This window comes from Gordonia insulae, assembly GCF_003855095.1.
In the GTDB taxonomy this organism is placed as follows: Bacteria; Actinomycetota; Actinomycetes; order Mycobacteriales; family Mycobacteriaceae; genus Gordonia; species Gordonia insulae.
Window position 1 is genome coordinate 172,288 of the sequence record NZ_CP033972.1, and the last position, 23,618, is coordinate 195,905.

20 protein-coding genes and 1 pseudogene are annotated in these 23,618 nt (G+C 67.7%); 13 read left to right on the top strand and 8 right to left on the bottom strand.

Features of this window, described 5'->3' with window-relative positions; genetic code table 11:
• Positions 1-62: 62 nt before the first annotated feature.
• Both pip and panB read right to left on the bottom strand, forming a co-directional pair.
• Positions 63-1,030: pseudogene (gene pip, locus D7316_RS00910) on the bottom strand (prolyl aminopeptidase).
• A 65-nt stretch (positions 1,031-1,095) separates the two neighbouring features.
• Positions 1,096-1,956, bottom strand: coding sequence for a 3-methyl-2-oxobutanoate hydroxymethyltransferase (panB, locus tag D7316_RS00915; RefSeq protein WP_124706633.1), 861 nt, complete (start codon positions 1,954-1,956; stop codon positions 1,096-1,098).
• 160 nt (positions 1,957-2,116) lie between these two features.
• On the opposite strand from panB, the gene D7316_RS00920 reads away from it, so the two are divergent.
• From D7316_RS00920 to D7316_RS00940, 5 genes are all read left to right on the top strand, one after another.
• Entirely contained in the window at positions 2,117-3,649 is a 1,533-nt protein-coding gene (locus D7316_RS00920) for an alpha/beta fold hydrolase (RefSeq protein WP_124706634.1), read from the top strand.
• A gap of 85 nt (positions 3,650-3,734) precedes the next feature.
• Positions 3,735-5,075, top strand: coding sequence for a glutamine synthetase family protein (locus D7316_RS00925; RefSeq protein WP_124706635.1), 1,341 nt, complete (start codon positions 3,735-3,737; stop codon positions 5,073-5,075).
• Positions 5,076-5,125: 50 nt separating this feature from the next.
• Positions 5,126-8,140 carry a bifunctional [glutamine synthetase] adenylyltransferase/[glutamine synthetase]-adenylyl-L-tyrosine phosphorylase gene (locus tag D7316_RS00930; protein ID WP_197718158.1) on the top strand — a complete coding sequence of 1,005 codons (3,015 nt, stop codon included), beginning with the start codon at positions 5,126-5,128 and terminating at the stop codon, positions 8,138-8,140.
• On the top strand, positions 8,140-9,087 hold the full coding sequence (locus D7316_RS00935; RefSeq protein WP_232017108.1) for an endonuclease/exonuclease/phosphatase family protein: 948 nt from the start codon (positions 8,140-8,142) through the stop codon (positions 9,085-9,087). The genes D7316_RS00930 and D7316_RS00935 overlap by 1 nt, the downstream gene beginning before the upstream one ends.
• Positions 9,084-9,746 (top strand): biliverdin-producing heme oxygenase, encoded by a 663-nt coding sequence (locus D7316_RS00940; RefSeq protein WP_124706637.1) that lies wholly within the window; start codon positions 9,084-9,086, stop codon positions 9,744-9,746. The genes D7316_RS00935 and D7316_RS00940 overlap by 4 nt, the downstream gene beginning before the upstream one ends.
• Before the next feature lie 25 nt (positions 9,747-9,771).
• Here the strand turns inward: D7316_RS00940 and D7316_RS00945 are convergent, their stop codons facing one another.
• Together D7316_RS00945 and D7316_RS00950 are read right to left on the bottom strand one after the other, a co-directional pair.
• A complete protein-coding gene (locus tag D7316_RS00945; RefSeq protein WP_124706638.1) occupies positions 9,772-10,182 on the bottom strand; it encodes a phage holin family protein in 411 nt (136 codons plus the stop codon).
• Positions 10,183-10,255: 73 nt separating this feature from the next.
• A complete protein-coding gene (locus tag D7316_RS00950; RefSeq protein ID WP_124706639.1) occupies positions 10,256-11,002 on the bottom strand; it encodes a TetR/AcrR family transcriptional regulator in 747 nt (248 codons plus the stop codon).
• A gap of 103 nt (positions 11,003-11,105) precedes the next feature.
• Between D7316_RS00950 and D7316_RS00955 the strand changes: the two genes are divergently transcribed.
• The 3 genes from D7316_RS00955 to D7316_RS00965 are packed head-to-tail and all read left to right on the top strand — an operon-like array spanning position 11,106 to position 14,356.
• Positions 11,106-12,656, top strand: coding sequence for an MFS transporter (locus tag D7316_RS00955; RefSeq protein ID WP_232016710.1), 1,551 nt, complete (start codon positions 11,106-11,108; stop codon positions 12,654-12,656).
• A 9-nt stretch (positions 12,657-12,665) separates the two neighbouring features.
• Positions 12,666-13,856 carry an esterase/lipase family protein gene (locus D7316_RS00960; RefSeq protein ID WP_124706640.1) on the top strand — a complete coding sequence of 397 codons (1,191 nt, stop codon included), beginning with the start codon at positions 12,666-12,668 and terminating at the stop codon, positions 13,854-13,856.
• On the top strand, positions 13,853-14,356 hold the full coding sequence (locus D7316_RS00965) for a hypothetical protein (RefSeq protein WP_124706641.1): 504 nt from the start codon (positions 13,853-13,855) through the stop codon (positions 14,354-14,356). Before D7316_RS00960 ends, D7316_RS00965 begins: the two co-directional genes overlap by 4 nt.
• Before the next feature lie 41 nt (positions 14,357-14,397).
• Here the strand turns inward: D7316_RS00965 and D7316_RS00970 are convergent, their stop codons facing one another.
• From D7316_RS00970 to glnA, 3 genes are all read right to left on the bottom strand, one after another.
• A complete protein-coding gene (locus D7316_RS00970; RefSeq protein ID WP_197718159.1) occupies positions 14,398-14,697 on the bottom strand; it encodes a GlsB/YeaQ/YmgE family stress response membrane protein in 300 nt (99 codons plus the stop codon).
• Positions 14,698-14,822: 125 nt separating this feature from the next.
• Positions 14,823-15,020 carry a hypothetical protein gene (locus D7316_RS00975; protein WP_124706642.1) on the bottom strand — a complete coding sequence of 66 codons (198 nt, stop codon included), beginning with the start codon at positions 15,018-15,020 and terminating at the stop codon, positions 14,823-14,825.
• Positions 15,021-15,160: 140 nt separating this feature from the next.
• On the bottom strand, positions 15,161-16,594 hold the full coding sequence (gene glnA, locus D7316_RS00980; RefSeq protein WP_124706643.1) for a type I glutamate--ammonia ligase: 1,434 nt from the start codon (positions 16,592-16,594) through the stop codon (positions 15,161-15,163).
• 432 nt (positions 16,595-17,026) lie between these two features.
• On the opposite strand from glnA, the gene D7316_RS00985 reads away from it, so the two are divergent.
• Positions 17,027-17,527, top strand: coding sequence for an RDD family protein (locus D7316_RS00985; protein WP_124706644.1), 501 nt, complete (start codon positions 17,027-17,029; stop codon positions 17,525-17,527).
• Here the strand turns inward: D7316_RS00985 and D7316_RS00990 are convergent, their stop codons facing one another.
• On the bottom strand, positions 17,528-19,045 hold the full coding sequence (locus D7316_RS00990) for an amino acid permease (RefSeq protein WP_124706645.1): 1,518 nt from the start codon (positions 19,043-19,045) through the stop codon (positions 17,528-17,530).
• A gap of 295 nt (positions 19,046-19,340) precedes the next feature.
• Here D7316_RS00990 and D7316_RS00995 point away from each other — a divergent pair, with 295 nt between their 5' ends.
• The 4 genes from D7316_RS00995 to D7316_RS01010 are packed head-to-tail and all read left to right on the top strand — an operon-like array spanning position 19,341 to position 23,617.
• On the top strand, positions 19,341-20,702 hold the full coding sequence (locus D7316_RS00995; RefSeq protein WP_124706646.1) for a glutamine synthetase family protein: 1,362 nt from the start codon (positions 19,341-19,343) through the stop codon (positions 20,700-20,702).
• Complete coding sequence (locus D7316_RS01000) at positions 20,689-21,444, top strand: gamma-glutamyl-gamma-aminobutyrate hydrolase family protein (protein WP_124706647.1); 756 nt, start codon at positions 20,689-20,691, stop codon at positions 21,442-21,444. Before D7316_RS00995 ends, D7316_RS01000 begins: the two co-directional genes overlap by 14 nt.
• A complete protein-coding gene (locus D7316_RS01005) occupies positions 21,441-22,835 on the top strand; it encodes an aldehyde dehydrogenase family protein (protein ID WP_124706648.1) in 1,395 nt (464 codons plus the stop codon). The genes D7316_RS01000 and D7316_RS01005 overlap by 4 nt, the downstream gene beginning before the upstream one ends.
• A complete protein-coding gene (locus D7316_RS01010; RefSeq protein WP_124706649.1) occupies positions 22,832-23,617 on the top strand; it encodes a 3-oxoacyl-ACP reductase in 786 nt (261 codons plus the stop codon). The genes D7316_RS01005 and D7316_RS01010 overlap by 4 nt, the downstream gene beginning before the upstream one ends.
• The last annotated feature ends 1 nt before the right edge of the window (position 23,618 follow it).

The following is a 23,618-nucleotide window of genomic DNA, read 5'->3' on the forward strand; positions in this document are numbered from 1 at the left end:
ATTCCTCCTGCGTGCTGTGATGACGCGCGTGCTGCCGCGTCGTGCCGGTGCTGCCCCGCAGTCTATGCGGACCGGTCCGCGAACTCGTCGGTCGCGGTGATCAGGTGGTGTTTGATCCCCGGTTCGAAGGAGGCGTGTCCGGCGTCGCCCACGATGTGCAGCGCGGCGCTCGGCCACGCCCGGTGCAGATCCCAGGCACTGCGCGTAGGACAGACGACGTCGTAGCGGCCCTGCACGATCACGCCGGGGATGTGCGCGATCCGGCCGATGTCGGCCAGGAGCTGCCCGTCGTCGAGGAAGCCGTGGTTGACGAAGTAGTGGTTCTCGATCGAGGCGAAGGCCAGATCGAATCGCGGGTCGCCCGCATCGTCGTCGTTGCCGGGCTTCTTCGGCAGCAGATAGCTCGTCGACTGCTCCCAGAGGGTCCAGGCGCTCGCGGCCCGCTGCGCCACCGCCGGGTCGGATGAGGTGAGCAGACGGTGATAGGCGGCGACCAGGTCGCCGTCACGCTCGTCCTCGGGGATGGGCGCCAGGTATGACTCCCAGAGGTCGGGGTAGATGTGCGCGGCACCCCCGTTGTAGTACCAGTCGATCTCGCTGCGTCGCAGCAGGAAGATGCCGCGCAGGACGAGTTCGGTGACCCGCTCGGGATGGGCCTGCGCGTAGGCGAGGCCGAGCGTGGATCCCCACGACCCCCGAACACCTGCCACCGCTCGATCCCGAGATGTGCGCGGAGGAGTTCGAGGTCGGCGATCAGGTGGGGCGTCGTGTTGACGGACAGATCGGCGCCGTCGGCGATGTGGGGGCGTGACCTGCCGCAGCTGCGCTGATCGAACAGCACGATCCGGTAGCGGGCCGGGTCGAAGAACCGGCGCTGGTCCGGTGATGTGCCGCCACCGGGACCGCCGTGCACGAAGACCGCCGGCTTCCCGTCCGGATCGCCGGAGGTCTCCCAGTAGATCTGCTGGCCGTCGCCGACGTCGAGGTGGCCGTGGTCGTACGGTTCGATGCTCGGATAGAAGTCGCGCATGGGTCAACCCTATGCGCGAGACCCACGTCTGGGCCCGACGTTTCGCTCCGGACGCCGGCGTCCGGTCAGTAGCTGTGTTCCGGTGCGGGGAACGTGCCGCGACGCACCTCGTCCGCGTACTGCTCGGCGGCCGAACGCAATTCCGTGCCGACCTCGCCGAAGCGCTTGACGAACTTGGCGGTCTTGCCGTGGGTGAGTCCGGCCATGTCCTGCCAGACCAGAACCTGCGCGTCGGTCTCGTTGCCCGCGCCGATCCCGACCGTCGGGATGGTCAGCTTGCGGGTGATCTGTCCGGCGAGGTCGGCCGGCACCATCTCCATCACCACGGCGAACGCGCCCGCCTCCTGGACGGCGATCGCGTCGGCGATGAGTTGGTCACCGGCATCGCCGCGGCCCTGCACGCGGTAGCCGCCGAGCCCGTTGACGCTCTGCGGGGTGAAGCCGATGTGTGCCATCACGGGGATGCCTGCGGCGGTGAGGGTGGCGATCTGATCGGCCACCCGTTCGCCGCCCTCGAGCTTGACGGCGTGTGCGCCGGTCTCCTTGAAGACCTTCACCGCCGACTCCAGTGCCTGCTGCGGGCTCGCCTCGTAGCTGCCGAACGGGAGGTCGGCGACGACGAGGCTGTGCGGTGCGCCGCGGACGACGGCACGGATCAGCGGGATCAGTTCGTCGATGGTCACTGGGATGGTGGTGTCGTAGCCGAGTACGACGTTGGCGGCCGAATCGCCCACCAGCAGGACGGGGATCTCGGCCGCATCGAAGATACGTGCGGTGGAGTAGTCGTAGCAGGTGAGCATCGACCACTTCTCGCCCTCGGCCTTCATCTGTGCGAGATGCTGCACGCGGGTGACGCGGCGGCGAGGTGCGGATGCGGAATCGGTCGCGACAGGGCTGGACGCGCCGTACACCGAAGAATCGGACATCGTTGTCTCTTTTCTGCCTCGAGTCCTGCTCAGCAGGTACCCGGGTTGGGTGGGACCGCACCATTGTCTCACCGTGGTTGGCCGTGATAAACGGCTTGACCTGTGGCTTTGCTCACATGCCCGCGCGAGTCGCGGCCGATCGCGACCGTAGGATCACCGTATGTCGTCCACCGCGCGCTCGATGGCGCGTCGGTTCCCGATCGTGGTGCTGATGCTCATCGCGGGGGTGGTGGCATCGTGCGGCGTCCCCGCCGCCGACGACGACATCGGTTGGCGCACGTGCGGAACCGACGACGGAGTCTCGGTCGGGTCGTTGCCCGCATCCCTCGACGGGCGCGTCACCTGCGCGCACATCGAGAACCCGCTCGACCCCGGTGATCGGTCCGCCGGAACCATCTCCATCGCTGTCGCACGGCTGCAGGCGCGGGGACCGCGTGAGGGGACCGTGGTGCTCAACCCGGGAGGTCCCGGCGGGGCCGGTGTGGCCCATCTCGTGGCGACGGCGCCGGAACTCGCCGCACTGGGGCTCGCCGACACCCACGACATCATCTCGTTCGATCCGCGCGGGGTGGGAGCGTCGCGGCCGTCGGTGCGGTGTCGCACCGACGATGAACGCGATGCCGAGCGCGCGGCGGACTTCGGGGACCGGACGCCGGCCGGGATCGCGCGGATCGAGGCCCACCAGCGGTTGGTCGCGCAGCGGTGTCGGGAGCGAACTGGCGAGGCGCTGCTGGCCCGGGTGGGCACCGACTTCGTCGTCGCGGATCTCGACCGCATCCGCGGGGCCCTCGGCATCGACAAGATCGCGTTCGTCGGCCATTCGTACGGGACCCGGATCGGTATCGGGTACGCCCGGCAGTTCCCGTCGCATGTCGCGGGTCTCGTCCTGGACGGGGTCGTCGACCCGGCGGAGGATCCCGTCGAGGCGTCGCTCGATCAGCTGCGCGGGTTCCAGGTCGCGTTCGACGCCTTCGCCGACGACTGCGTCCGGCGACCCGACTGCGCACTCGGCGACCGCGCAGACGAGGCGGTCACGAACTACCAGCAGCTGATCCGGCCGTTGAGTGATCGTCCCCTGCGGGTCGGGAACCGGACCCTGACGGGCGCCGACGCGGAGAACGGGACGGTGGCCGCGCTCTATCAGGAGAGCAGCTGGGCCCGGTTGCGAGTCGCGTTGCGACGGCTCGCCGACGGTGCGGGTGCCGACCTGCTGGCCCTGGCCGACCGGTTCGCCGGCCGCGACGCGCGCGGTCACTACGACGCGTCGCAGGACGCCTTCCTCGCGATCACCTGCGCGGACCAACCGTCGAGGTCCGCCGAGCGGAAGGTGTACGACGAGTTCGACCGCCGGGCACGCGACGTCGCACCGTTCCGCGACGACGGACGTGCCGGCGGACACGGACCGATCGGCATCTGCGAATCCTGGACGCCCGCCGCGCGATCCGATGCCGGTCCGGTCTCGGACGGTCCGTTCCCGCCGGGGGTGCCGCGCGGTCTCGTCGTCGCGGCGACTGGCGATCCGGCCACCCCGTATCCGACCGCGGTCGAGTTCGCCCGCCGGGTCGGTGCGGGGTTCATCGGCGTCGATGCCATGGCGCACACCGCCGTCTTCCGTGGCAACCGGTGCGTGGATGCAGCCGCGACCGCCTATCTGAGCGATCTCACAGTCCCGCGTGGTCGTCTCGTATGTTGAGATTCACGCCGAAAAACCGCAGGAAGAGGACTTTGAATTGTGGATGTAACACGGATTTAACAGGCTGCTCCTAATGTCCGGTGTCATGGATCGCCAAAAGGAATTCGTGCTCCGGACTCTCGAAGAGCGCGACATCCGATTCGTGAGGCTGTGGTTCACCGACGTTCTCGGCTATCTGAAGTCCGTGGCGATCGCGCCCGCCGAACTCGAGGGGGCCTTCGCCGAGGGTATCGGGTTCGACGGGTCGGCCATCGAGGGCTTCTCACGGGTGTCCGAAGCGGACACCGTGGCCAAGCCGGATCCGTCGACCTTCCAGATCCTGCCGTGGACGACCTCGAGCGGCCGGCACCACTCGGCGCGCATGTTCTGTGACATCGCGATGCCCGACGGCACCCCGAGCTGGGCTGACTCGCGTCACGTCCTGCGTCGTCAGTTGAACAAGGCCGCCGATCAGGGCTTCAGCTGCTATGTGCACCCGGAGATCGAGTTCTTCCTCTTGAAGGACGCGCCGCTGGACGGCACCGTGCCCACGCCGGCCGATTCCGGCGGCTACTTCGACCAGGCCGTCCACGACGCCGCCCCGAACTTCCGTCGCCACGCGATCGAGGCGCTCGAGTCGATGGGCATCTCCGTCGAGTTCTCCCACCACGAGGGCGCCCCCGGTCAGCAGGAGATCGACCTGCGGTACGCGGACGCGCTCTCCATGGCCGACAACGTCATGACCTTCCGCTACGTCATCAAAGAGGTGGCGATCGACGAGGGTACCTGGGCGACCTTCATGCCCAAGCCGTTCAGCGAACATCCCGGCTCGGCCATGCACACCCACCTGAGCCTGTTCGAGGGCGACACCAACGCCTTCCACAATCCGGACGACCCGATGCAGCTGTCCGACACCGGCAAGAAGTTCATCGCCGGGATCCTGCACCACGCCAGCGAGATCAGTGCCGTCACCAACCAGTGGGTGAACTCCTACAAGCGCCTGATCCACGGCGGGGAGGCGCCGACCGCGGCCACCTGGGGTGGGGCCAATCGCTCCGCGCTGATCCGGCTGCCGCTGTACACGCCGAACAAGGCGTCGTCGCGGCGCATCGAGGTGCGTAGCCCGGATTCGGCCTGCAACCCCTATCTGACCTTCGCCGTCCTGCTGGCCGCGGGCCTCAAGGGCATCTCCGAGGACTACGAACTGCCCGACGAGGCCGAGGACGACGTCTGGGCGCTGACCCCCGCAGAGCGCCGGGCGATGGGCTACCGGGAACTGCCCGGCAGCCTGGCCGACGCGCTGGTGGAGATGGAGAAGTCCGAACTGGTCGCCGAGGCACTCGGCGAACACGTCTTCGACTACTTCCTCCGCAACAAGTGGGCGGAGTGGACCAACTACCGCAGTCTGGTCACCCCCTTCGAGCTGAAGAACTACCTGCCGCTGTAGTCGCCGCCCTGCTCGACACCTGACCGGCGTCGCCCGCTACCTTTTGGTGTGTGACATCACTTCGTGGACGCGGCAGCGTGCCCAGCGCCGGCCGGCTCGGGCTGCTCGAGACCAGCGCCCCGGGCCACCTCGCGGACCTGGAGTGGGACAACGAGGATTCCGTCGACGTCTTGTGGGCTCTCTCGCGCGCACCGGACGCCGATCTCGCGCTGCGCGCACTGATCCGGATCAAGGGTGCCGTCGGAGCCGACGCCTGGGCCGAGGTCGACGATCTGATCCGCACCGACAAGGGGTTCCGGGGCCGGTTGTTCGCGGTGCTCGGCGGATCCGACGCGCTCGGTGACCACGTCGTCGCGGAGCCGTCGAGCTGGCGTCTGCTGACGACGTCGATGCTCCCGTCGGTCGACGAGATGAACGAGCGGATGCTGGCGTCGGTCGGCGCCACCCCGGAGCCCGGCGAATTGGAGAAGGGCAACAAGGTCTATCGCGCGGCGCTCACCGGTCCGAAGGCCGTGGTCGCACTGCGGATCGCCTATCGGGACCTGTTGCTGCAGTTGGCCGCCCACGACCTCGCGCCGACCGTCGAGGACGAGGAGGTGATGTACCTCCCCGAGGTCGGCGCCTATCTGGCCGATGCCGCCGACGCCGCCCTGACGGCCGCGTTGTCGGTGGCGATCGCCGAGGTCTGCGGCGACAAGCCGATGCCGGTCCGGCTCGCCGTCATCGCGATGGGCAAATGCGGGGCGCGCGAACTCAATTACGTCAGTGACGTCGATGTCGTGTTCGTCAGTGAGCCGGCCGACGGTGTCTCCGCGCGGATCGCCGGGGAGCTGATGCGGGTGGGGTCGCTGGCGTTCTTCGAGGTGGATGCGGCACTGCGTCCCGAAGGCAAGGCGGGCGCGCTGACCCGAACCGTCGACTCGCACCTGGCCTACTACCGGCGTTGGGCCAAGACCTGGGAGTTCCAGGCGCTGCTGAAGGCACGTCCGATGACCGGCGACATGCAGCTGGCCGACGAGTACCTCGCCGCGGTGAGTCCGCTGGTGTGGACGGCGGCCGAACGCGATGACTTCGTCCCCGAGGTGCAGGCGATGCGCCGCCGGGTCGAGTCGCTGGTGCCCGAGGAACTCCGCGAGCGCAACCTCAAACTGGGCAGCGGCAGCCTGCGCGACGTCGAGTTCGCCGTCCAGTTGCTGCAGATGGTGCATGGCCGCGTCGACGAGGAGCTCCGCGTGCGATCGACCGTCGAGGCCCTCGGCGCTCTCACCGCGGGTGGCTACGTGGGCCGCGACGACGGCGCGAACCTCACGGCGTCGTATCAGTTCATGCGATCCCTGGAACACCGTTTGCAGTTGCAGCGGCTCTCGCGTACCCACCTGTTGCCGGCCTTCGACGACGTGGACAACATGCGCTGGCTCGCCCGCGCGGCGCACATCCGTCAGGAGGGCGAACTCGATGCGACCGCGGTCCTGCGCGAAGAACTCAAGCGCCAGAAATCGCGGATCCGGCGGCTGCACGAGAAGCTGTTCTACCGTCCGCTGCTCGAGGCGGCGACCCGCTTCAACACCGACGAACTGACCCTGTCGGACAAGTCGGCCGAACGCCGGCTGTCCGCACTCGGATATGCGAAACCCGAACGGGCGCTGAGTCATATCCGGGCCCTCGCGTCGTCGGCTGGTCGTCGCGGTCAGATCCAGCTGCTGATCCTGCCGTCCCTGCTCGAGTGGATCGGCAACACCCCCGACCCCGATGCCGGGTTGTTGAACTATCGGCGGTTGTGCGACGTGATGGACGACGCCGACTGGTTCATCCGGCTGCTGCGCGACGACGGTGTGGTCGCCGAACGGTTGATGCACGTCCTCGGCACCTCCGAGTTCATCGCGAATCTGCTGATGCGATCACCCGAGGTGATCCATCTCTATTCGGACGGGGCCAACGGTCCCAAACTGTGCGAGGTGGATCCGGAGGACGTGGCCCGCGGCCTCATCGCGTCGACCGTGCGTCAACCCGACCTCAAACGTGCTGTCGCGGCGGCCCGTTCGCATCGACGGTTCGAGCTCGCCCGGGTGGCCTCCGCCGACATCCTCGGCATGATGGACGTGCCCGCGGTGTGCGCGGCACTCTCGAGCGTGTGGGCCGCGGTGCTCAACGCGGCCCTGACCGTCGTCATCGCGGAATCCGAGCGTGATCGCGGGGAGCCCGCGCCGGCGCGCATCGCCGTGATCGGCATGGGCCGGCTCGGTGGCGGCGAGCTCGGTTACGGTTCCGATGCCGACGTGTTGTTCGTCTGTCAGCCCGAGCCGGGCGTCGACGAGGCGCCGGCGGTGCGTTGGGCACAGACGGTCGCCGAGAAGGTGCGCTCGATGCTGGGGTCGCCCAGCGAGGACCCGCCGCTCGAGGTCGACACGGGTCTGCGCCCCGAGGGGCGCAACGGGCCGGTGGTACGGACCCTGGCCGCGTACTCCGCCTACTACGACCAATGGGCCCAACCGTGGGAGATCCAGGCGCTGCTCCGCGCCCATCAGGTCGCCGGTGACGACGCCCTCGGTATCGACTTCCTGCACATGGCCGATCGCATCCGCTATCCGGAGGGCGGGGTCTCGGCCGACGCGGTCAAGGAGATCCGGCGCATCAAGGCACGGGTCGACTCGGAGCGGTTGCCGCGCGGCGCCGACCCGGCCACCCACACCAAGCTCGGCCGTGGCGGACTGGCCGACGTCGAATGGACCGTGCAGTTGCTGCAGCTGCGTTACGGCCATCGCCATGTGACGTTGCACAACACGTCGACCCTGCAGTCGCTCGACGCGATCGGCGCGGCGGAGTTGTTGGGGGAGAACGACGTGGCCCTGTTGAAGGAGGCCTGGCTGACCGCGACCAGTGCGCGCAACGCGCTCGTGCTGGTCCGCGGCAAACCGATCGACCAGCTGCCGGCGCCGGGCCGGCAGCTGCGTGCCGTCGCCTACGCCGCCGGCTGGCCGGAAGATCAGGCCGCCGAGTTCCTGGAGAACTATCTGCGTGTCACCCGTCGGGCGAAGACGGTGGTACGCAAGGTGTTCGGGGCGTGATCGGCCGGTTCCTCCGGTTTCTCGCGGTCTTCGTCGGCTGTGCGCTGCTGGCCGGCGCCGGCGTGGCGATCTGGCTGCATCACCACGACTCGCAGGGGGAGATCGCGCTCTACCTCACCACCGCCGTGCCGTTCGCCGTCATCGCCGGTGCGCTGGCCGTGGTGATCTTCGCCGCCACCCGCCGCTGGATTCTGTTGGCGCTGTCCGTCGTCGTCACCCTCGGTGTCGTCTACACCCAGATCCCGCTGTGGCGGGCGCAGGCCGCGCCGGCAGGTCAGCCGATCACGATCGTCTCGGCGAACATCCTGTTCGGCGGTGCCGACATCGACGCGCTCGCCCGGCAGGTGGCGGACGCCGATGCCGACCTGCTGTCCGTACAGGAGGTGACGCCGGAGGCGCTGGCCAGGTTGCGGGCCGGCTCGATCGCCCGGCAGCTGCCCTACGAGTACGCGGTCCCCGGACCGGTCTCGGCCGGCACCGCCCTGTTCAGCCGGACGCCGTTGAGGGGCCAGACGCAGGTCGACGGTACGGTGCTGCGCAACCTGGAGGCGCAGACCGATCTCGCCGGTGCGGCCGGGACCCGCGTCCTCGCGCTGCATCCCGGCGCACCGCTGCGCGGCCGTTCCCAGGTGTGGAAGGACGACATCGACAGCATCCGGGACCACCTGAGCGGGCTGCCGCCGGGGCCGGCCATCGCGGCCGGTGACTTCAACGCCACCTGGGATCAGGCCCGCTATCGGGCGCTGTTGCAAAACGGTTTCGCGGACGCCACCGATCAGGCGGGGGCCGGATTCGTCGCCACGTGGCCCACCGACCGGCCCGGCGGAGCGCCGGTCATCGCCATCGACCACGTCATCACCCGGGGATTCGTCGCGACGTCGATACGGACCTTCGACCTCCCCGGTTCCGATCACCGCGGTGTGGTGGTATCACTGGTGGCATCATGACGACCACGCCCGAAGACGCCCGTCGCCTCGTCCACGCCGAGCCCGCCCGCCCTCTCTCGGAAGACCTGCGTGCCGCGACGGCGGTGGCACACGACCGGGCGGAACGCGCGACGTTCGTCGACGATCTGATGTCGGGCCGGCTCGATGCCCTCGGGTATCGACGGATGGCCGAGCAGCTCTACTTCGTCTATCGGGCGCTCGAGACCGTCGGCGACGAGCTGTCCGGCGATGACGTCGCCGGGCCGGTCGTGGACGAGCGTCTGCGTCGTCTCCCGCGGCTCGGCGCCGACCTGGCGACCCTGGGCGTCGATCCGTCCGCGGTGATCCCGCTGCCGGGGGTACGCGCGTATGTCGCGGCCATCGAGGCGACCCGCGATGACCCGGCGCGCTTCGTCGCACTCCACTACACCCGATATCTGGGCGATCTCAGTGGGGGACAGGTGATCCGGAGCCGGATGAAGCTGCACTACGGACTCACCGACGACGCGCTGACCTTCTACGTCTTCGACGACATCGACAAACTCAAGCGCTACAAGGACGCCTATCGCGACACCCTCGACGCGCTGCCACTCGACGAGGCGCAGGCCGCGGCGCTCGTCGAGGAGGCGGTCGCCGCGTTCGGACACAACGAGCGGATGTTCGCCGAATTGACCGGCTGAGTCACGAAACCGCCCGGCGCCGCACCTACTTCGCGTTGTCCGCGCGCTCCTCGCGGGCGTGCTTCACGCCGGCCTTGGCCAGCAGATAGGGCACGAACAGGGTGCCGACGGCCGTGACGACCCAGACGATCACCGTTGCGCCGATCCAGGTGGCCACCCCGCTGATCTCGATGCCGTCGTTGCCCAGCAGACTCGCGAGCAGCAACGCCACGAACGTCGAGACCAGTCCGACACCACCGAGGAAGGCCTCGGCGTTGGTACGCACGAACTTGACGATGAACGGGCCCAGGATGAGTTGCGCGGCAGCGAAGATCACCACGGCCAGCAGGAAGCCTGCGGCGTGGACGTTCATGTCGTCGAGGATCGAACCGGCCACCAGGATTCCGAGGGCCGCCGAGATCAGGTAGACGACCGTACGGATGAGTATGCGGATCATGGGTCCATCCTAGGCGTGTGACACCGGATTTCGGACGTGGATCACCGGTGTCGGACGACTTCGCGGGCGGAGATCAGACGGACTCGATGAGTGCGTCGATCCCGTCGAGGATCACCGACAGCCCGAAGGTGAGTTCGGTGGTGAAGTAGTCGTCGTCCTCGGGCGGTCCCGGATCGTTGATCGCCGCCGCGAGATGCGGCAACCGGTGGTCGACGAGTTCGGACACCATCGCCTCGTAGGTGGGGCCGGTCCCGGTGTCGGTGGCGTCGAGCATGCCCATCTGGCTCGCCTGCCGGACGTGGTGACGGACGAATCCGTCCACCAGGAGCAGGGCGCTCAGCTTCTGCTGCCCGGTCAGTCCGGTGTCGGTGAACGATCGGACGCCGGCGTCGGTCCAGGACAGTACGTTGGGCCCGACCGGTGGCCGGCGCAGCGGGATCGCAGCGAGCCAGGGACGTTCGCGCGACAACGACGCGGCGGCGAGCGCCCACGAGGTGAGCCGTTCCCGCCAGGTGCCCGTGGCGGTCAGGGTCGGATCGCACGGGCCGAAGGCCGTGTCGACCATCACCTCGATCACATCGTCCTTGCTGTCGACGTAGCGGTACAGCGACATGGTCGTCAGTCCGAGTTCCGCGGCGATGGCCTTCATCGACACCGCGCCGACACCCTGTGCGTCGGCGATCGCGACGGCGGCCCGACCGATGTCGTGCACGGTCAGGGTCGGACGGGGCCCGCGTCGCGGAGTCGGGTCCTCGCGTCCCCACAGCAGTGCGAGATACCGCGGGATCAGGGGGTGGTCGGCATCGTCAGACGAGGGCATACCGGACATCGTAACCAACTGCTTGCCATGTACACAGTTTCTGCCTAATATCTGCGTATCCAATAAACAGTCTATTAAGTACGCAGATATGAAAGGTGTTGCCATGCCTCGCCGATCTCCCTGGCGCCGATCTCCCTGGCTCGGTCTGCTCGTCCTGTGCCTGCCGATGCTCATCGTGTCCATGGACGTGTCCGTCCTCTTCTTCGCCGTGCCATACATCGCGGCGGATCTGGCGCCGACTCCGGAGCAACAACTGTGGATCTTCGACGTGTACGGATTCGTCCTCGCGGGTCTGCTGCTGACGATGGGGTCGGTGGCCGACCGGATCGGGCACCGACGGCTGTTGATGATCGGGGCCGCGGGGTTCAGTGTGGCGTCACTGGCTGCCGCGTTCGCCACCTCGGCGGAGATGCTGATCGGCGCCCGGGCGCTCCTCGCGGTGGCCGGGGCGACCCTGATGCCCTCGACGCTCGCGATGATCCGGCACATCTTCGACGATGCCACCCAGCGAACGAAGGCCATCGCCATCTGGAATGCGGTGCTGGCCGGCGGCGTGGCGGTGGGTCCGGTCATCAGCGGCCTGCTGCTCGAACACGTCTGGTGGGGGTCGGTGTTCCTGATCAACGTGCCGATCATGGTGGTGCTCATGCTGGCCGCCCCGCTGGTCCTGCCGGGCCACACGTCGACGCCGGGTCGACGAGTGGATCTGCTGAGCGCCGCGTTGGTCCTGGGGTCCATGCTGCCGGTCGTCGCGGCGATCAAGAACCTCGCCGCCGACGGCTGGTCGGTGCCGCGGGTGCTGATGCTCGCGGTCGGACTGCTCGTGGGCGTGGTCTTCGTGATGCGGCAGAGGCGGATCGAGGAACCGATGGTCGATCTCGCACTGCTGGGTGAGCGACGATTCGCCACCTCGGTGTGGACCAACCTCGTCTGCATGTTCGCCCTGCTGGGCAACTCGATCCTGATGACGCAGTATCTGCAGTCGGTGCTCGGGTTCTCACCGCTGCGCGCAGCACTGTGGAGTCTGGCGCCGTCGGTCGCGGTCGGTGCGATGGCGCCGCTGGCCGCCGGTGCCGCGCAACGCGTCGGTCGGCTGGCCGTAATGGTCGCGGGATTACTCACCGGTGCAACGGGTTTCGCCACCCTCGGCGCATTCACCGGGACGGACTCGTTGGTCGCGGTGCTGATCGGGGCAACGTTGTTGGCGTCGGGCATCGTGGCGACCACGTCGATGATCGCGGACCATGTGGTCGGTGTGGCACCGGCGGACCGCGCCGGCGCGACGTCGGGGCTGCTGGAGACGTCGAGCGAACTCGGTGGGGCGCTGGGTATCGCGATCCTCGGCAGCGTGGTCAACGCGGTGTTCCGCGCCGCCTTCCCCGGCGACCTGATCGGAGGAGAGGCGTCGCGGAGTCTGGCGGGTGCGGTGGCCGCGGTACCGCACCTCGCGCCCGATCAGGGTGCGGCGGTGCTGGCCGCCGCGCGCGAGGCCTTCGTCGACGGCCTCACCGTCGCGGCGTGGGTCGGTGCGGCGGTGCTCGTGGTCTCCGCTGCGGTCGTCTGCTGGGCACTGTGGGACCGACCGCGTACCGGGGCCGTGGACAACGGTCGGGTCCGTGCCGCCGCCGACCGGGATGTCAGTCGGATCCCCTAGCCTGTGGCCATGCAGATCCATCCGATCGGTCGCATCCTCGGTGACGCGCTGACCCTGCCTCTTCGTGTGGGGCAGAAGGTCGCGGCACCGGGGATCGCGGTCGCGGAGGAGGTCGCCCACCACGTGCCGCAGCGGGTGCTCGACCTCCACTTCGGCTCCGACGAGGTAGACCACCATCAGGTGGTCTACGACTTCTTCTCCGGGATCGAGCCGGAGATCCGGAACCCCGGCGGGTCGCTGCCGGGGGCCAACCGGTGGGACACGCCGCCGGGCGCCACCCACCGATACCCGGTGATCCTGGTCCACGGCACCGGGGGTGGCGCACAGAGCAACTGGGGGACCTACGTGCCGCTGCTCGTCGGCGAGGGGTTCTCGGTGTTCACACTCACCTACGGGGCGGTCGCGGGCGCCGCATGGCCGATGTCCGCGCTGGGCGGGATGAATCGCATCGAGGACAGCGCCGCCGAGTTCGGCGCGTTCGCGCAGAAGGTCCTCGACGCAACCGGTGCCGACAAGATCGACGTCGTCGGCCATTCGCAGGGCACCATCGTGCCCGATTACTGGGCGAAGTTCCTCGGCGGCGCGGACAAGATCCGCAAGTACGTGTCGTTGGCGCCGCTGTGGCAGGGCACCACCGCGTTCTCCCACACCCACGAGATCTTCCACTTCCTCAACCTGCGCTTCGGGTTGGACCCGTCGACGCTCATCCCGTGCTATTCGGCGCTCCAGATGGCGGCCGGTTCGGATTTCATCACCACGTTGAATTCCGATGGTGGGCCGTATCTTCCAGGTATCGAATACACGAACATCTCGACCGAGCACGACGAGTTCGTGCGTCCGTACACCAGCGGGCAGCTACCCGGACCGCCCGGGACGTCGGTGACCAACATCGTGGTCCAGGACGGTTGTCGCACCGATTTCAGCGACCATCTGGCGATCTGCGGTTCGAAACGGGCTGCCGCGCTGGTGCTGAACGCGCTCGACGACCACGCCGACCACGTGGTGCCCTGCGATGTGGTGCCGCCGTTCTTCGGTTCGGGACCCATCGGTCGGGTGGGTGGCGCGCCGGCACTCATCGAACCGTTCGCGGTGGGACTCGATGAGGACGGCGCGTCGCCATCAGTTCACGGCGCGGATCACGACGCGGATCGCGACCTGTCCACCGAGGACACGACGAACGACGAACGGGGACAACGATGACCGAAGCACCGAGCGATCCGGTCCTGGCGCGTATCACCGCGGCGGTCGGACGGTCGCACGGTGGTGACCTCGCCGGCGCACGGCAGACGCTGATCGCTCTCTGGACGGAGATCCGGCCCGACGGCGACGCGTTTCATCGGTGCGTGCTGGCGCACTACCTCGCGGACATGTTCGCCGACCCGGCCGAAGCGCTGATGTGGGACACCCGTGCGCTCGACGCGGCCGACGCACTCTCGGACGGCCCGGTCACGGCGCACGGTCACGACCTGCAGGTGGCGGCGTTCTATCCCTCACTGCACCTCAACCTCGCCGACAACCTGCGCCGCCTCGGCTCGTTCGAGGCCGCGGGCACGCATCTGGCGGCAGCACGCGATCGTCTCGACCTACTCGGAGACGACGCATACGGTGACATCATCAGGCAGGGGATCGCGGGGGTGGCGGAAGGAATCGCGCACCGGTCGACGGCACCCTCGCCGACCGCGCCCGCACAGGCACAGTGACGTGGACGTTCAGGGATGAGGACGTTCAGTGATGAGGACGTTCAGGCCCGCGGCGCGCGAGTCCGCTTGAGGATCGCCGAGCCGATCGCGACCACGATGATCGACCCGATGAGCGCACCGACGATGCCGCCCCAATCGAACTTGTCGGAATCGCCGATCCCGAGCAGGCCGGTGAAGATCCAGTAGCCGAGCAGGGCGCCGAGCAAACCGAGGACCGTGGAGGCAACCCAGGATTGCCAGCCGCTCATGGTGTTGAAGGCGTCGTTCGGGATGAGCGCACGCGCGATGGCGCCACACACGAAACCGAGCAGTAGGGCAGCGATCAGACTTCCGACGTCCATGATGACCTCCTGACCCGCAGACTAGGCCGGTCCGCCCGCGCTCGGCGGGCGTTTCGGGTCACCGACCGTCAACGGATCGGCATCGATTCGGAGGTCGGTGTGCGGACCGTCGGGCCCGGGTGGAGCTAGAGGATCTCGACCTTGGTGCCCAGCGACAAGGTGATCACATCGCGCTCGTCGGAGCTGTTCACGAGCGAGATGATCAGGTTGTCACCCGTCTCGTCGGGTACGGCGGAGCGGACTACGGCCCGCAATCCATCGACGCTGAAACGGTCGCCGGGTGCGAGGTCTTCGACGAATCTGGTGCGCATGGTGGTGGTCATGGCTATCAACCTAAGGGGAATCGGTGTGAAACGGCAGGGTACAAGGGCCTTAACGTGAGGCCAATCACGAAAATCCGTCATCGGCCAGACGCCGAAGGGCGGCCGGTGACCCGGCCGCCCTTCGGGGATGGTGCCTGTGCTCAGCAGTCGTAGTAGAGCGCGAACTCGTACGGGTGCGGACGGATCTGCACCGGCTCGATCTCGTTCTCACGCTTGAGCGCGATCCAGGTCTCGATGAGGTCCTCGGTGAACACGCCACCGGCGGTGAGGTATTCGTGATCCTCTTCGAGCTTGTCGATGACGGCCGACAGTGAGGTCGGGGCCTGCGGGATGCCCTTGGCCTCCTCCGGCGGGAGCTCGTAGAGGTCCTTGTCGACGGGCTCGTGCGGCTCGATCTTGTTCTTGATGCCGTCGAGGCCCGCCATCATCATCGCGGCGAACGCCAGGTACGGGTTGCCCGAGCTGTCCGGGCAACGGAACTCGAGACGCTTGGCCTTCGGGTTGTTGCCGGTGATCGGGATACGCACGCACGCGCTGCGGTTGCGCTGGCTGTACACCAGGTTGATCGGGGCCTCGTAGCCCGGCACCAGACGCTTGTAGGAGTTCACCGTCGGGTTGGTGAACGCCAGCAGCGACGGTGCGTGGTGCAGGATGCCGCCGATGTAGTAGCGCGCCAGATCCGACAGGCCCGCGTAGCCGGCCTCGTCGTGGAACAGCGGCTTGCCGTCCTTCCACAGCGACTGGTGGGCGTGCATGCCCGAGCCGTTGTCGCCGAACAGGGGCTTCGGCATGAAGGTGACGGTCTTGCCGTTCGCATACGCCGTGTTCTTGATGATGTATTTGAACAGCAGCACGTCGTCGGCGGCGTGCAGCAGCGTGTTGAACTTGTAGTTGATCTCCGCCTGACCGCCGGTGCCCACCTCGTGGTGACCGCGCTCGAGCTCGAAGCCCGCGTTGGTCAGATTGGTCGACATCTCGTCGCGCAGATCCACGTAGTGGTCGTACGGCGCGACGGGGAAGTATCCGCCCTTCGGACGGACCTTGTAACCGAGGTTCGGGCTGCCGTCCGGGTCGGTCGGCGAGCCGCTGTTCCACCAGCCGGACTCCGACTCGACCTCGTAGAAGGTGCCGTTCATCTGGGAGTCGAAGGACACCGAGTCGAAGATGTAGAACTCGGCCTCGGCACCGAAGAAGCAGGTGTCGGCGACGCCGGTCGACGCCAGGTAGTCCTCGGCCTTGCGGGCGACGTTGCGCGGGTCGCGGCTGTAGGCCTCACGGGTGAACGGATCGTGGACGAAGAAGCTGATGTTCATCGTCTTGGCCTTGCGGAAGGGGTCGATCCGCGCGGTGGCGGGGTCGGGCAGCAGCATCATGTCCGACTCGTCGATCGACTGGAAGCCGCGCACCGACGAACCGTCGAACGCCAGACCGTCCTCGAACACATCCTCGGTGAACGCCGTGGCCGGGATCGAGAAGTGCTGCATCACACCGGGCAGGTCACAGAAGCGGATGTCGACGTATTCGACGCCCTCTTTCTTGATGCCCTCGAGAAGTTCTTCTTTGCTGCTGTACACCGTGCGGTGACTCCTTAACTTGGTCGGGTGGCCAGATCACCTGGCCCGCCTCATCCGCCACCGAGAATGCAGCAGCGGATCTCAGCCAGAACCGTATGGACGCGAAGTTGCCCGTGCGTCAAGACCGTGTTTCTCCTGTGTTACGCGGCTGATGCCGGACACCTCGGTGCAACTCTGTCGTTCCGCATCGCAACGATGCCACGTTGCCGAACGGAACTCCATCGAAGTCCCGGAAAACCTCGGCCGAACACACGGGTCGGCGGCCCGGTGGAGCGCACATCGGCGCCGCGAACAGCGCGACTACCATGGCGGTATGCGTCGATGCACCATGTCCAGCACGCCGGGGCCCAACACACCTGGGCCCGGCACACCGGGGTCCACCACATCGCGGTCCAGCGCAGCCGGCCGACCCGGCCGGCGGGGTGACCGCTGATGGGGCGCGCGACCGGGTCCTGGCTGTCGGGTCCACAGATCGGACCGAGTGGCGGGGACGTCGACTATCGCGGGCAGGATCTCGGCCTGCCGGAATCCGGTCCGGGCGCGCTGGCGGGCGGATGGCAGCGCACCGCGGCACTGCTGGTCGACTGGTTGCTCGCGGGCGGGCTGTCGCTGTTGTTCGTGCCGTTCGGATCACCGACCCTGGGGACGACCGTGCTCGGCGTGTGGTTTGTCCTCGGCATCGTCGCGGTGACGTTCTTCGGGTTCACGCCCGGTCAGTTCGCGCTCGGTCTGCGTGTGGCACGCGTCGACTTCGGTCCGGAGCGGACCGAGGCGGAGGCGACCGGCAAGGCACCGTTCGCTGCCGTCGGCATCCTCCGCACCCTCGGCCGTCAGGTGCTGATCGTGTTCCTGGTCCCGGCACTGATCAACGACTACAACGGTCGCGCCATGCACGATCGTGCGACCGGCACCGCGTTGGTGCGCACCCGCTGATCAGTCCGTCTTCCCCTTGAGGATCTCGTCCTCGATCGTCCCGCCGAGGCCTTCGGCTTCCGGATCGAACCCGTGCAGGCCGCCGGTCACCGCGTACTCCTCTTCCGGGGAGAGCACCAGCCGGTGGCGTCCGTAGAGGCCGAACACCAGCAGTCCGATCACGTAGAACACGACGATGGCGATCACCGCGTCGCGGTAGTCCGGATTGATCAGCACGCCGATGAAGGTGATGGCCGCGATGACGAAGGCGACCACGGCACCCGCGACACCGGTCGGGCTCTTGTACGGGCGGCGTGCGTTCGGGTACTTCCTCCGCAGGATGACGAACGAGATCATCTGCAGCATGTAGGCGAGCACCGCACCCCACACCGCGATGTTCAGAACGATCGCTCCCGCACCGGAGATCCAGTACTCGATGACCAACAGGGCGACGAAGCCGATGACCGCACCCGCGATCAGCGCCACGTACGGTGTCCGCCGCGACCCGGTGAGCGACAGCACCTTCGGGTAGTAGCCGGCCCGGCTCAGCGAGTACAGGTTGCGGCCGTAGGCGTACATGATGCCCTGCAGGCTGGCGAGCAGTCCGATCAGGGCGAAGGCCGACAGCACCGACGCCCAGCCGGACGGCAGGAAGGAACGGAAGCCGTCGAGCAGCGGCTCGTCGGAATCGCCGAGGGCGGCGGATCCGGTGACCGCGGGATTGAGGAAGAACACGATCGCCGCGCAGCCGACGAGGGTGACCATGCCCCAGATCCCGGCACGCGGGATGTCCTTGGTCGGTTCGTGCGCCTCCTCGGCGGCCAGCGGCAGTTCCTCGATGCCGAGGAAGAACCACATCGCGAAGGGCAGGGCATAGAGGATGCCCATCACGCCGAACGGCAGGAAGTCGCTCGCACCGGCCTTGGAGGTGTCCGGGTCGATGTCGAGGAGCTTGCCGAAGTCGACGGCGCCGTTGGCGATCGCCAGGATGCCGAAGAGCACGAGGATGCCGATGGACACGACTGCGACGACGATGGCGAACTTGAACGACGCCTCGGCGCCCCACGAGTTCAACGCGATGAAGATGGCGTAGAGGATCAGCCACCACACCCAGGCGGGCAGGCTCAGCCCGAACAGGTCGTCGGTGATCGCGTTGGCGTACGACGCGGAGAAGTAGACGACGACACCGGTGGTGAAGACGTATTCGATGGTCTCGGCGAAGCCGGTGACGAAGCCGCCCCACGGGCCCATCGCCGCCCGCGCGAACGAGTAGGCGCCACCGGTGTGTGGCATGGCCGCCGACATCTCCCCGATGGAGAACAGCATGCCGAAGTACATGATGACGATGACCAGCGCGGCCACGCCGAGGCCACCCCACCCGGCCTGGCCGATGCCGTAGTTCCAGCCGGAGAAATCGCCGGAGATGACCGCGGCGATGCCGATGCCCCAGATCCCCCAGAACCCCGCACTGCGTTTGAGCTGTCGTTTCTCGAAGTAGCCGTCCTCGGCGTGGGTGTAGGTGGCGCCGGACGACTTCATCGCTCGTGTCGTCGCTGCCGGTGTCGAAGCTGCCGGTGTCGAAGCTGCCGGTGTCGAATCGTCTGCCATCACGATCTCGCTCTCGGTGGGGGCCGGATACACGCTCGCGGGCCGGCCCGGTCGGGTTCCACTGATAAGGCAGAATAGGACTCCAATGGTCGGTACACCCTCCTTTAAACGAAACATTCGGGTTAAATCGTGAGGTGGATCAGAGTTGATCGATCGTCCAATGGTTGACTGGACCGGTGAGCGACCTGCTGGTCACCAAGAAACCGACGGCTGCAGAGGAGTGTCGATGACCGACGGCATGCTGGACATGACCGATCTGCAGGAACGCGTCATGGCCGACGAGGTCGACACGGTGATAGTCGCGTTCCCGGACATGCAGGGACGCCTCACCGGCAAGCGGGTGTCCGCACGACTGTTCCTCGACGACGTGGCGGCCCACGGGTCCGAATGCTGCAATTATCTGCTGGCGGTCGACGTCGAGATGAACACCGTAGACGGCTACGCGATGTCGAGTTGGGACACCGGCTACGGCGACATGGTGATGACCCCCGACCTCTCCACACTGCGCCTGATCCCGTGGCTGCCGGGGACCGCATTGGTGCTGGCGGATCTGAGCACCACGACCGGATCACCGGTCACCGTGGCGCCGCGCAGCATCCTGCGCCGCCAGATCGAGCGACTCGACCAGCGCGGTCTGGTGCCCTTCGTCGGCACCGAACTCGAGTTCATGGTGTTCGACAACACCTATCGCGAGGCGTGGGCCACGCGGTACCACGACCTCACACCCGCGACCGATTACAACGTCGACTACGCGATGCTCGCGTCGACGCGGATGGAGCCGCTGCTGCGCGACATCCGCCGGGGTATGAGCGGGGCCGGTCTCTACTGCGAGGGTGTGAAAGGGGAGTGCAACCTCGGTCAGCAGGAGATCGCCTTCCGCTATGACCACGCGCTGGTCACCTGTGACAACCACACCATCTACCGCAACGGTGCCAAAGAGATCGCCGACCAACACGGCAAGAGCCTCACGTTCATGGCGAAGTTCGACGAGCGGGAGGGGAACAGCTGTCACATCCACATCTCGCTGCGCGGCGAGGACGGTACGCCGGTGTTCGCCGACGATTCGGCGCCGGACGGGATGTCGCCGATGTTCGGTCATTTCATCGCGGGCATCCTCGCGTCACTGCGTGAGCTGTCACTGTGCTTCGCGCCGAACATCAACTCCTACAAGCGTTTCGTCGACGGAAGTTTCGCACCGACGGCCATCGCCTGGGGCATGGACAACCGGACGTGCGCGCTCCGGGTGGTCGGGCACGGTGCCGGCATGCGCGTGGAGTGCCGGGCACCGGGCGGTGACGTCAACCAGTATCTGGCGGTGGCGGCGCTGATCGCGGCCGGCCTCGACGGCGTCGATCGGGAGTTGCCGTTGCCCGAGATCGCTTCGGGCAACGCCTATGTCGGGTCGGCGGAACGACTCCCGACCTCACTGGCGGAGGCCGCCGACCTCTTCGCCGGCTCGACGCTCGCCGCGACCGCCTTCGGACCGGACGTGGTGGAGCACTACCTGAACAACGCGCGGGTCGAGCTCGCGGCATATGGTGCGGCGGTGACCGACTGGGAAAGGGTGCGTGGCTTTGAGCGACTCTGAACGGGACCGCAAGCCGGTCGTCGGGCTGACGACATATCTCGAACAGTCACGGACGGGCGTCTGGGACGTGCGGGCGAGTTTCCTGCCGCAGGTCTACTTCGACGGTGTCGCCCGCTCGGGCGGGATCGCCGTGCTGCTGCCCCCACAGCCGGTCGATGCGAGCGTGGCCGAACGCGTGGTCGACGGCCTGGACGCGCTGGTGCTGACCGGCGGGGTGGACGTGAACCCGGCGAGCTACCGGCAGGAGCCGCACCCGGAGACCGATCGCCCGCGGACCGACCGCGATGCCTGGGAGTTCGCACTGCTCGACGCCGCGCTGCGTCGTGGACTGCCGATCCTGGGCATCTGCCGCGGCATCCAGGTTCTCAACGTCGCGTTGGGTGGGACGCTGCACCAGCATCTGCCCGACATCGTCGGGCATTCGCGTCACCGTGCCGGTAACGCGATCTTCAGTCCCACCGAGATCCAGATCGCCCCGGGCACTCGACTGGCGTCGCTGCTCGGCGATCATGTCGACGCGCAGTGTTATCACCATCAGTCCGTCGACCGCGTTGCCGACGGACTGATCGTCAGCGCCCACGACGCGGACGGGCTGGTGGAGGCCGTCGAACTCCCCGGTGACGATTTCGTCCTCGGCGTGCAATGGCATCCCGAGGAACGGCTCGACGACCTGCGGCTTTTCGCCGCGGTGGTCGACGCTGCGCGACTCCGGCTCGTGCGGGCCGAGGAGGTGGATGCATGACGGTAGTCGATCTGATCAACCCGGCGACCGAGGAAGTCGTCACCACCGTGGACCTGCTCGACGAATCGGCGGTCGACGAGGCCGTCGCGACCGCGCATCGGGCGCAACGGATCTGGGCGGCGCTCTCTCCGGCCGCACGCGCCGCCGGACTGCGTGACCTCGCCGCGGCGGTGGACGGGAACCGAGACGAGCTCGCCGCTCTCGAGGTGGCGAACTCCGGTCATCCCATCGGCCAGGCGAGGTGGGAGGCCGAACACGTCCGTGACGTGCTGACCTTCTACTCGGCATCCCCGGAACGGTTGTCGGGCAAGCAGATCCCCGTGGCCGGCGGCATCGACATGACATTCTGCGACCCCATCGGCGTGGTCGGGATCATCACGCCGTGGAACTTCCCGATGACCATCGCGTCGTGGGGATTCGCTCCCGCACTGGCGGCGGGTAACGCGGTGATCGTCAAACCCGCCGAATGGACACCGCTCACCACCATCCGGCTCGCCGAGATCGCCGAGGAGGCGGGCCTGCCGCCCGGGCTGCTCCAGGTGGTGCCCGGGCGGGGCGATGTGGTGGGCGAGGCGATGCTCGGACATCCGGGTATCGGCAAGATCGTGTTCACGGGCTCCACCCGGACCGGACGGCACGTGATGACGCGGGCCGCGGAGTCGGTCAAGCGGATCACCCTCGAACTCGGCGGCAAGAGCGCCAACATCGTGTTCGCCGACTCCGACCTCGAGCAGGCGGCCGCGACCGCACCCTACGGCGTGTTCGACAATGCCGGCCAGGACTGCTGCGCCCGGAGTCGAATCCTGGTGCAGCGCAGTGTCTACGACCGTTTCATGGAGTTGCTGGAGCCCGCCGTCGCGGGTGTGCGGGTGGGCGACCCGATCGACGACGCCACCGAGATGGGGCCGTTGGTGTCCCGGGCGCACTGGCAGAAGGTCGCGTCCTATGTCCCCGACGACGCGCCGGTCGCCTTCCGTGGCACCGCTCCCGAGGGGCCCGGCTTCTGGTTCCCGCCGACCGTGCTGACCCCACAGCCCAACGACCGGGCCGTGGTGGAGGAGATCTTCGGTCCGGTTGTCACCGTGCTGCCGTTCGACGACGAGGCGGACGCCATCGCGATCGCCAACGCCACCGAGTACGGGCTGGCCGGTTCCATCTGGACCGACGATCTGTCGCGCGCGTTGCGGGTGTCGCGCGCCGTCGCCGCCGGGAACCTGTCGGTCAACTCGCATTCGTCGGTGCGGTACTCCACGCCGTTCGGCGGCTTCAAGCAGTCCGGACTGGGCCGCGAACTCGGACCTGATGCGCCACTGGGATTCACCGAGACCAAGAACGTCTTCATCGCCGTGGGTGCCGCGACGCCCGCGCAGAGCCAGAGAGGGACTTCATGAGCAACACAGTCGATCTGACCCGACGGCTCGGCGGCCGGGTCGCCGTCGTGACCGGCGGCGGCAGCGGCATCGGCCTGGCGTCGGCGCGACGCATGCATGCCGAGGGGGCGACGATCGTCATCGGTGATCTGGATCCGGATGCGGGCAAACGCGCCGCCGACGACGTCGACGGGCTCTTCGTCCCCGTCGACGTGGCGGATCAGGGGCAGGTGGACGAGCTGTTCGACACCGCCGCACAGAGATTCGGTTCTGTCGACATCGCCTTCAACAACGCGGGGATCTCGCCGCCCGACGACGACCTCATCGAGAACACCGATCTCGATGCGTGGCAGCGGGTGCAGTCGGTCAATCTCAACTCGGTCTTCTTCTCCTGCAAGGCCGCCCTGCGGCACATGACCGCGGCGGGCAAGGGCTCGATCGTCAACACCGCGTCGTTCGTGGCGGTCATGGGGTCGGCGACGTCGCAGATCTCCTACACCGCATCCAAGGGCGGCGTGCTGGCCATGTCACGGGAACTCGGTGTGCAGTATGCGCGGCAGGGCATCCGGGTCAACGCGTTGTGCCCGGGACCGGTGAACACGCCGCTGCTGAAGGAGTTGTTCGCCAAGGACCCGGAGCGGGCCGCCCGTCGGCTGGTACACGTGCCAGTGGGCCGGTTCGCCGAGCCGGAGGAATTGGCCGCGGCGGTCGCGTTCCTGGCCAGCGACGACGCGTCGTTCATCACCGGATCGACGTTCCTGGTCGACGGTGGCATCAGCTCCGCCTACGTGACCCCGCTGTAGG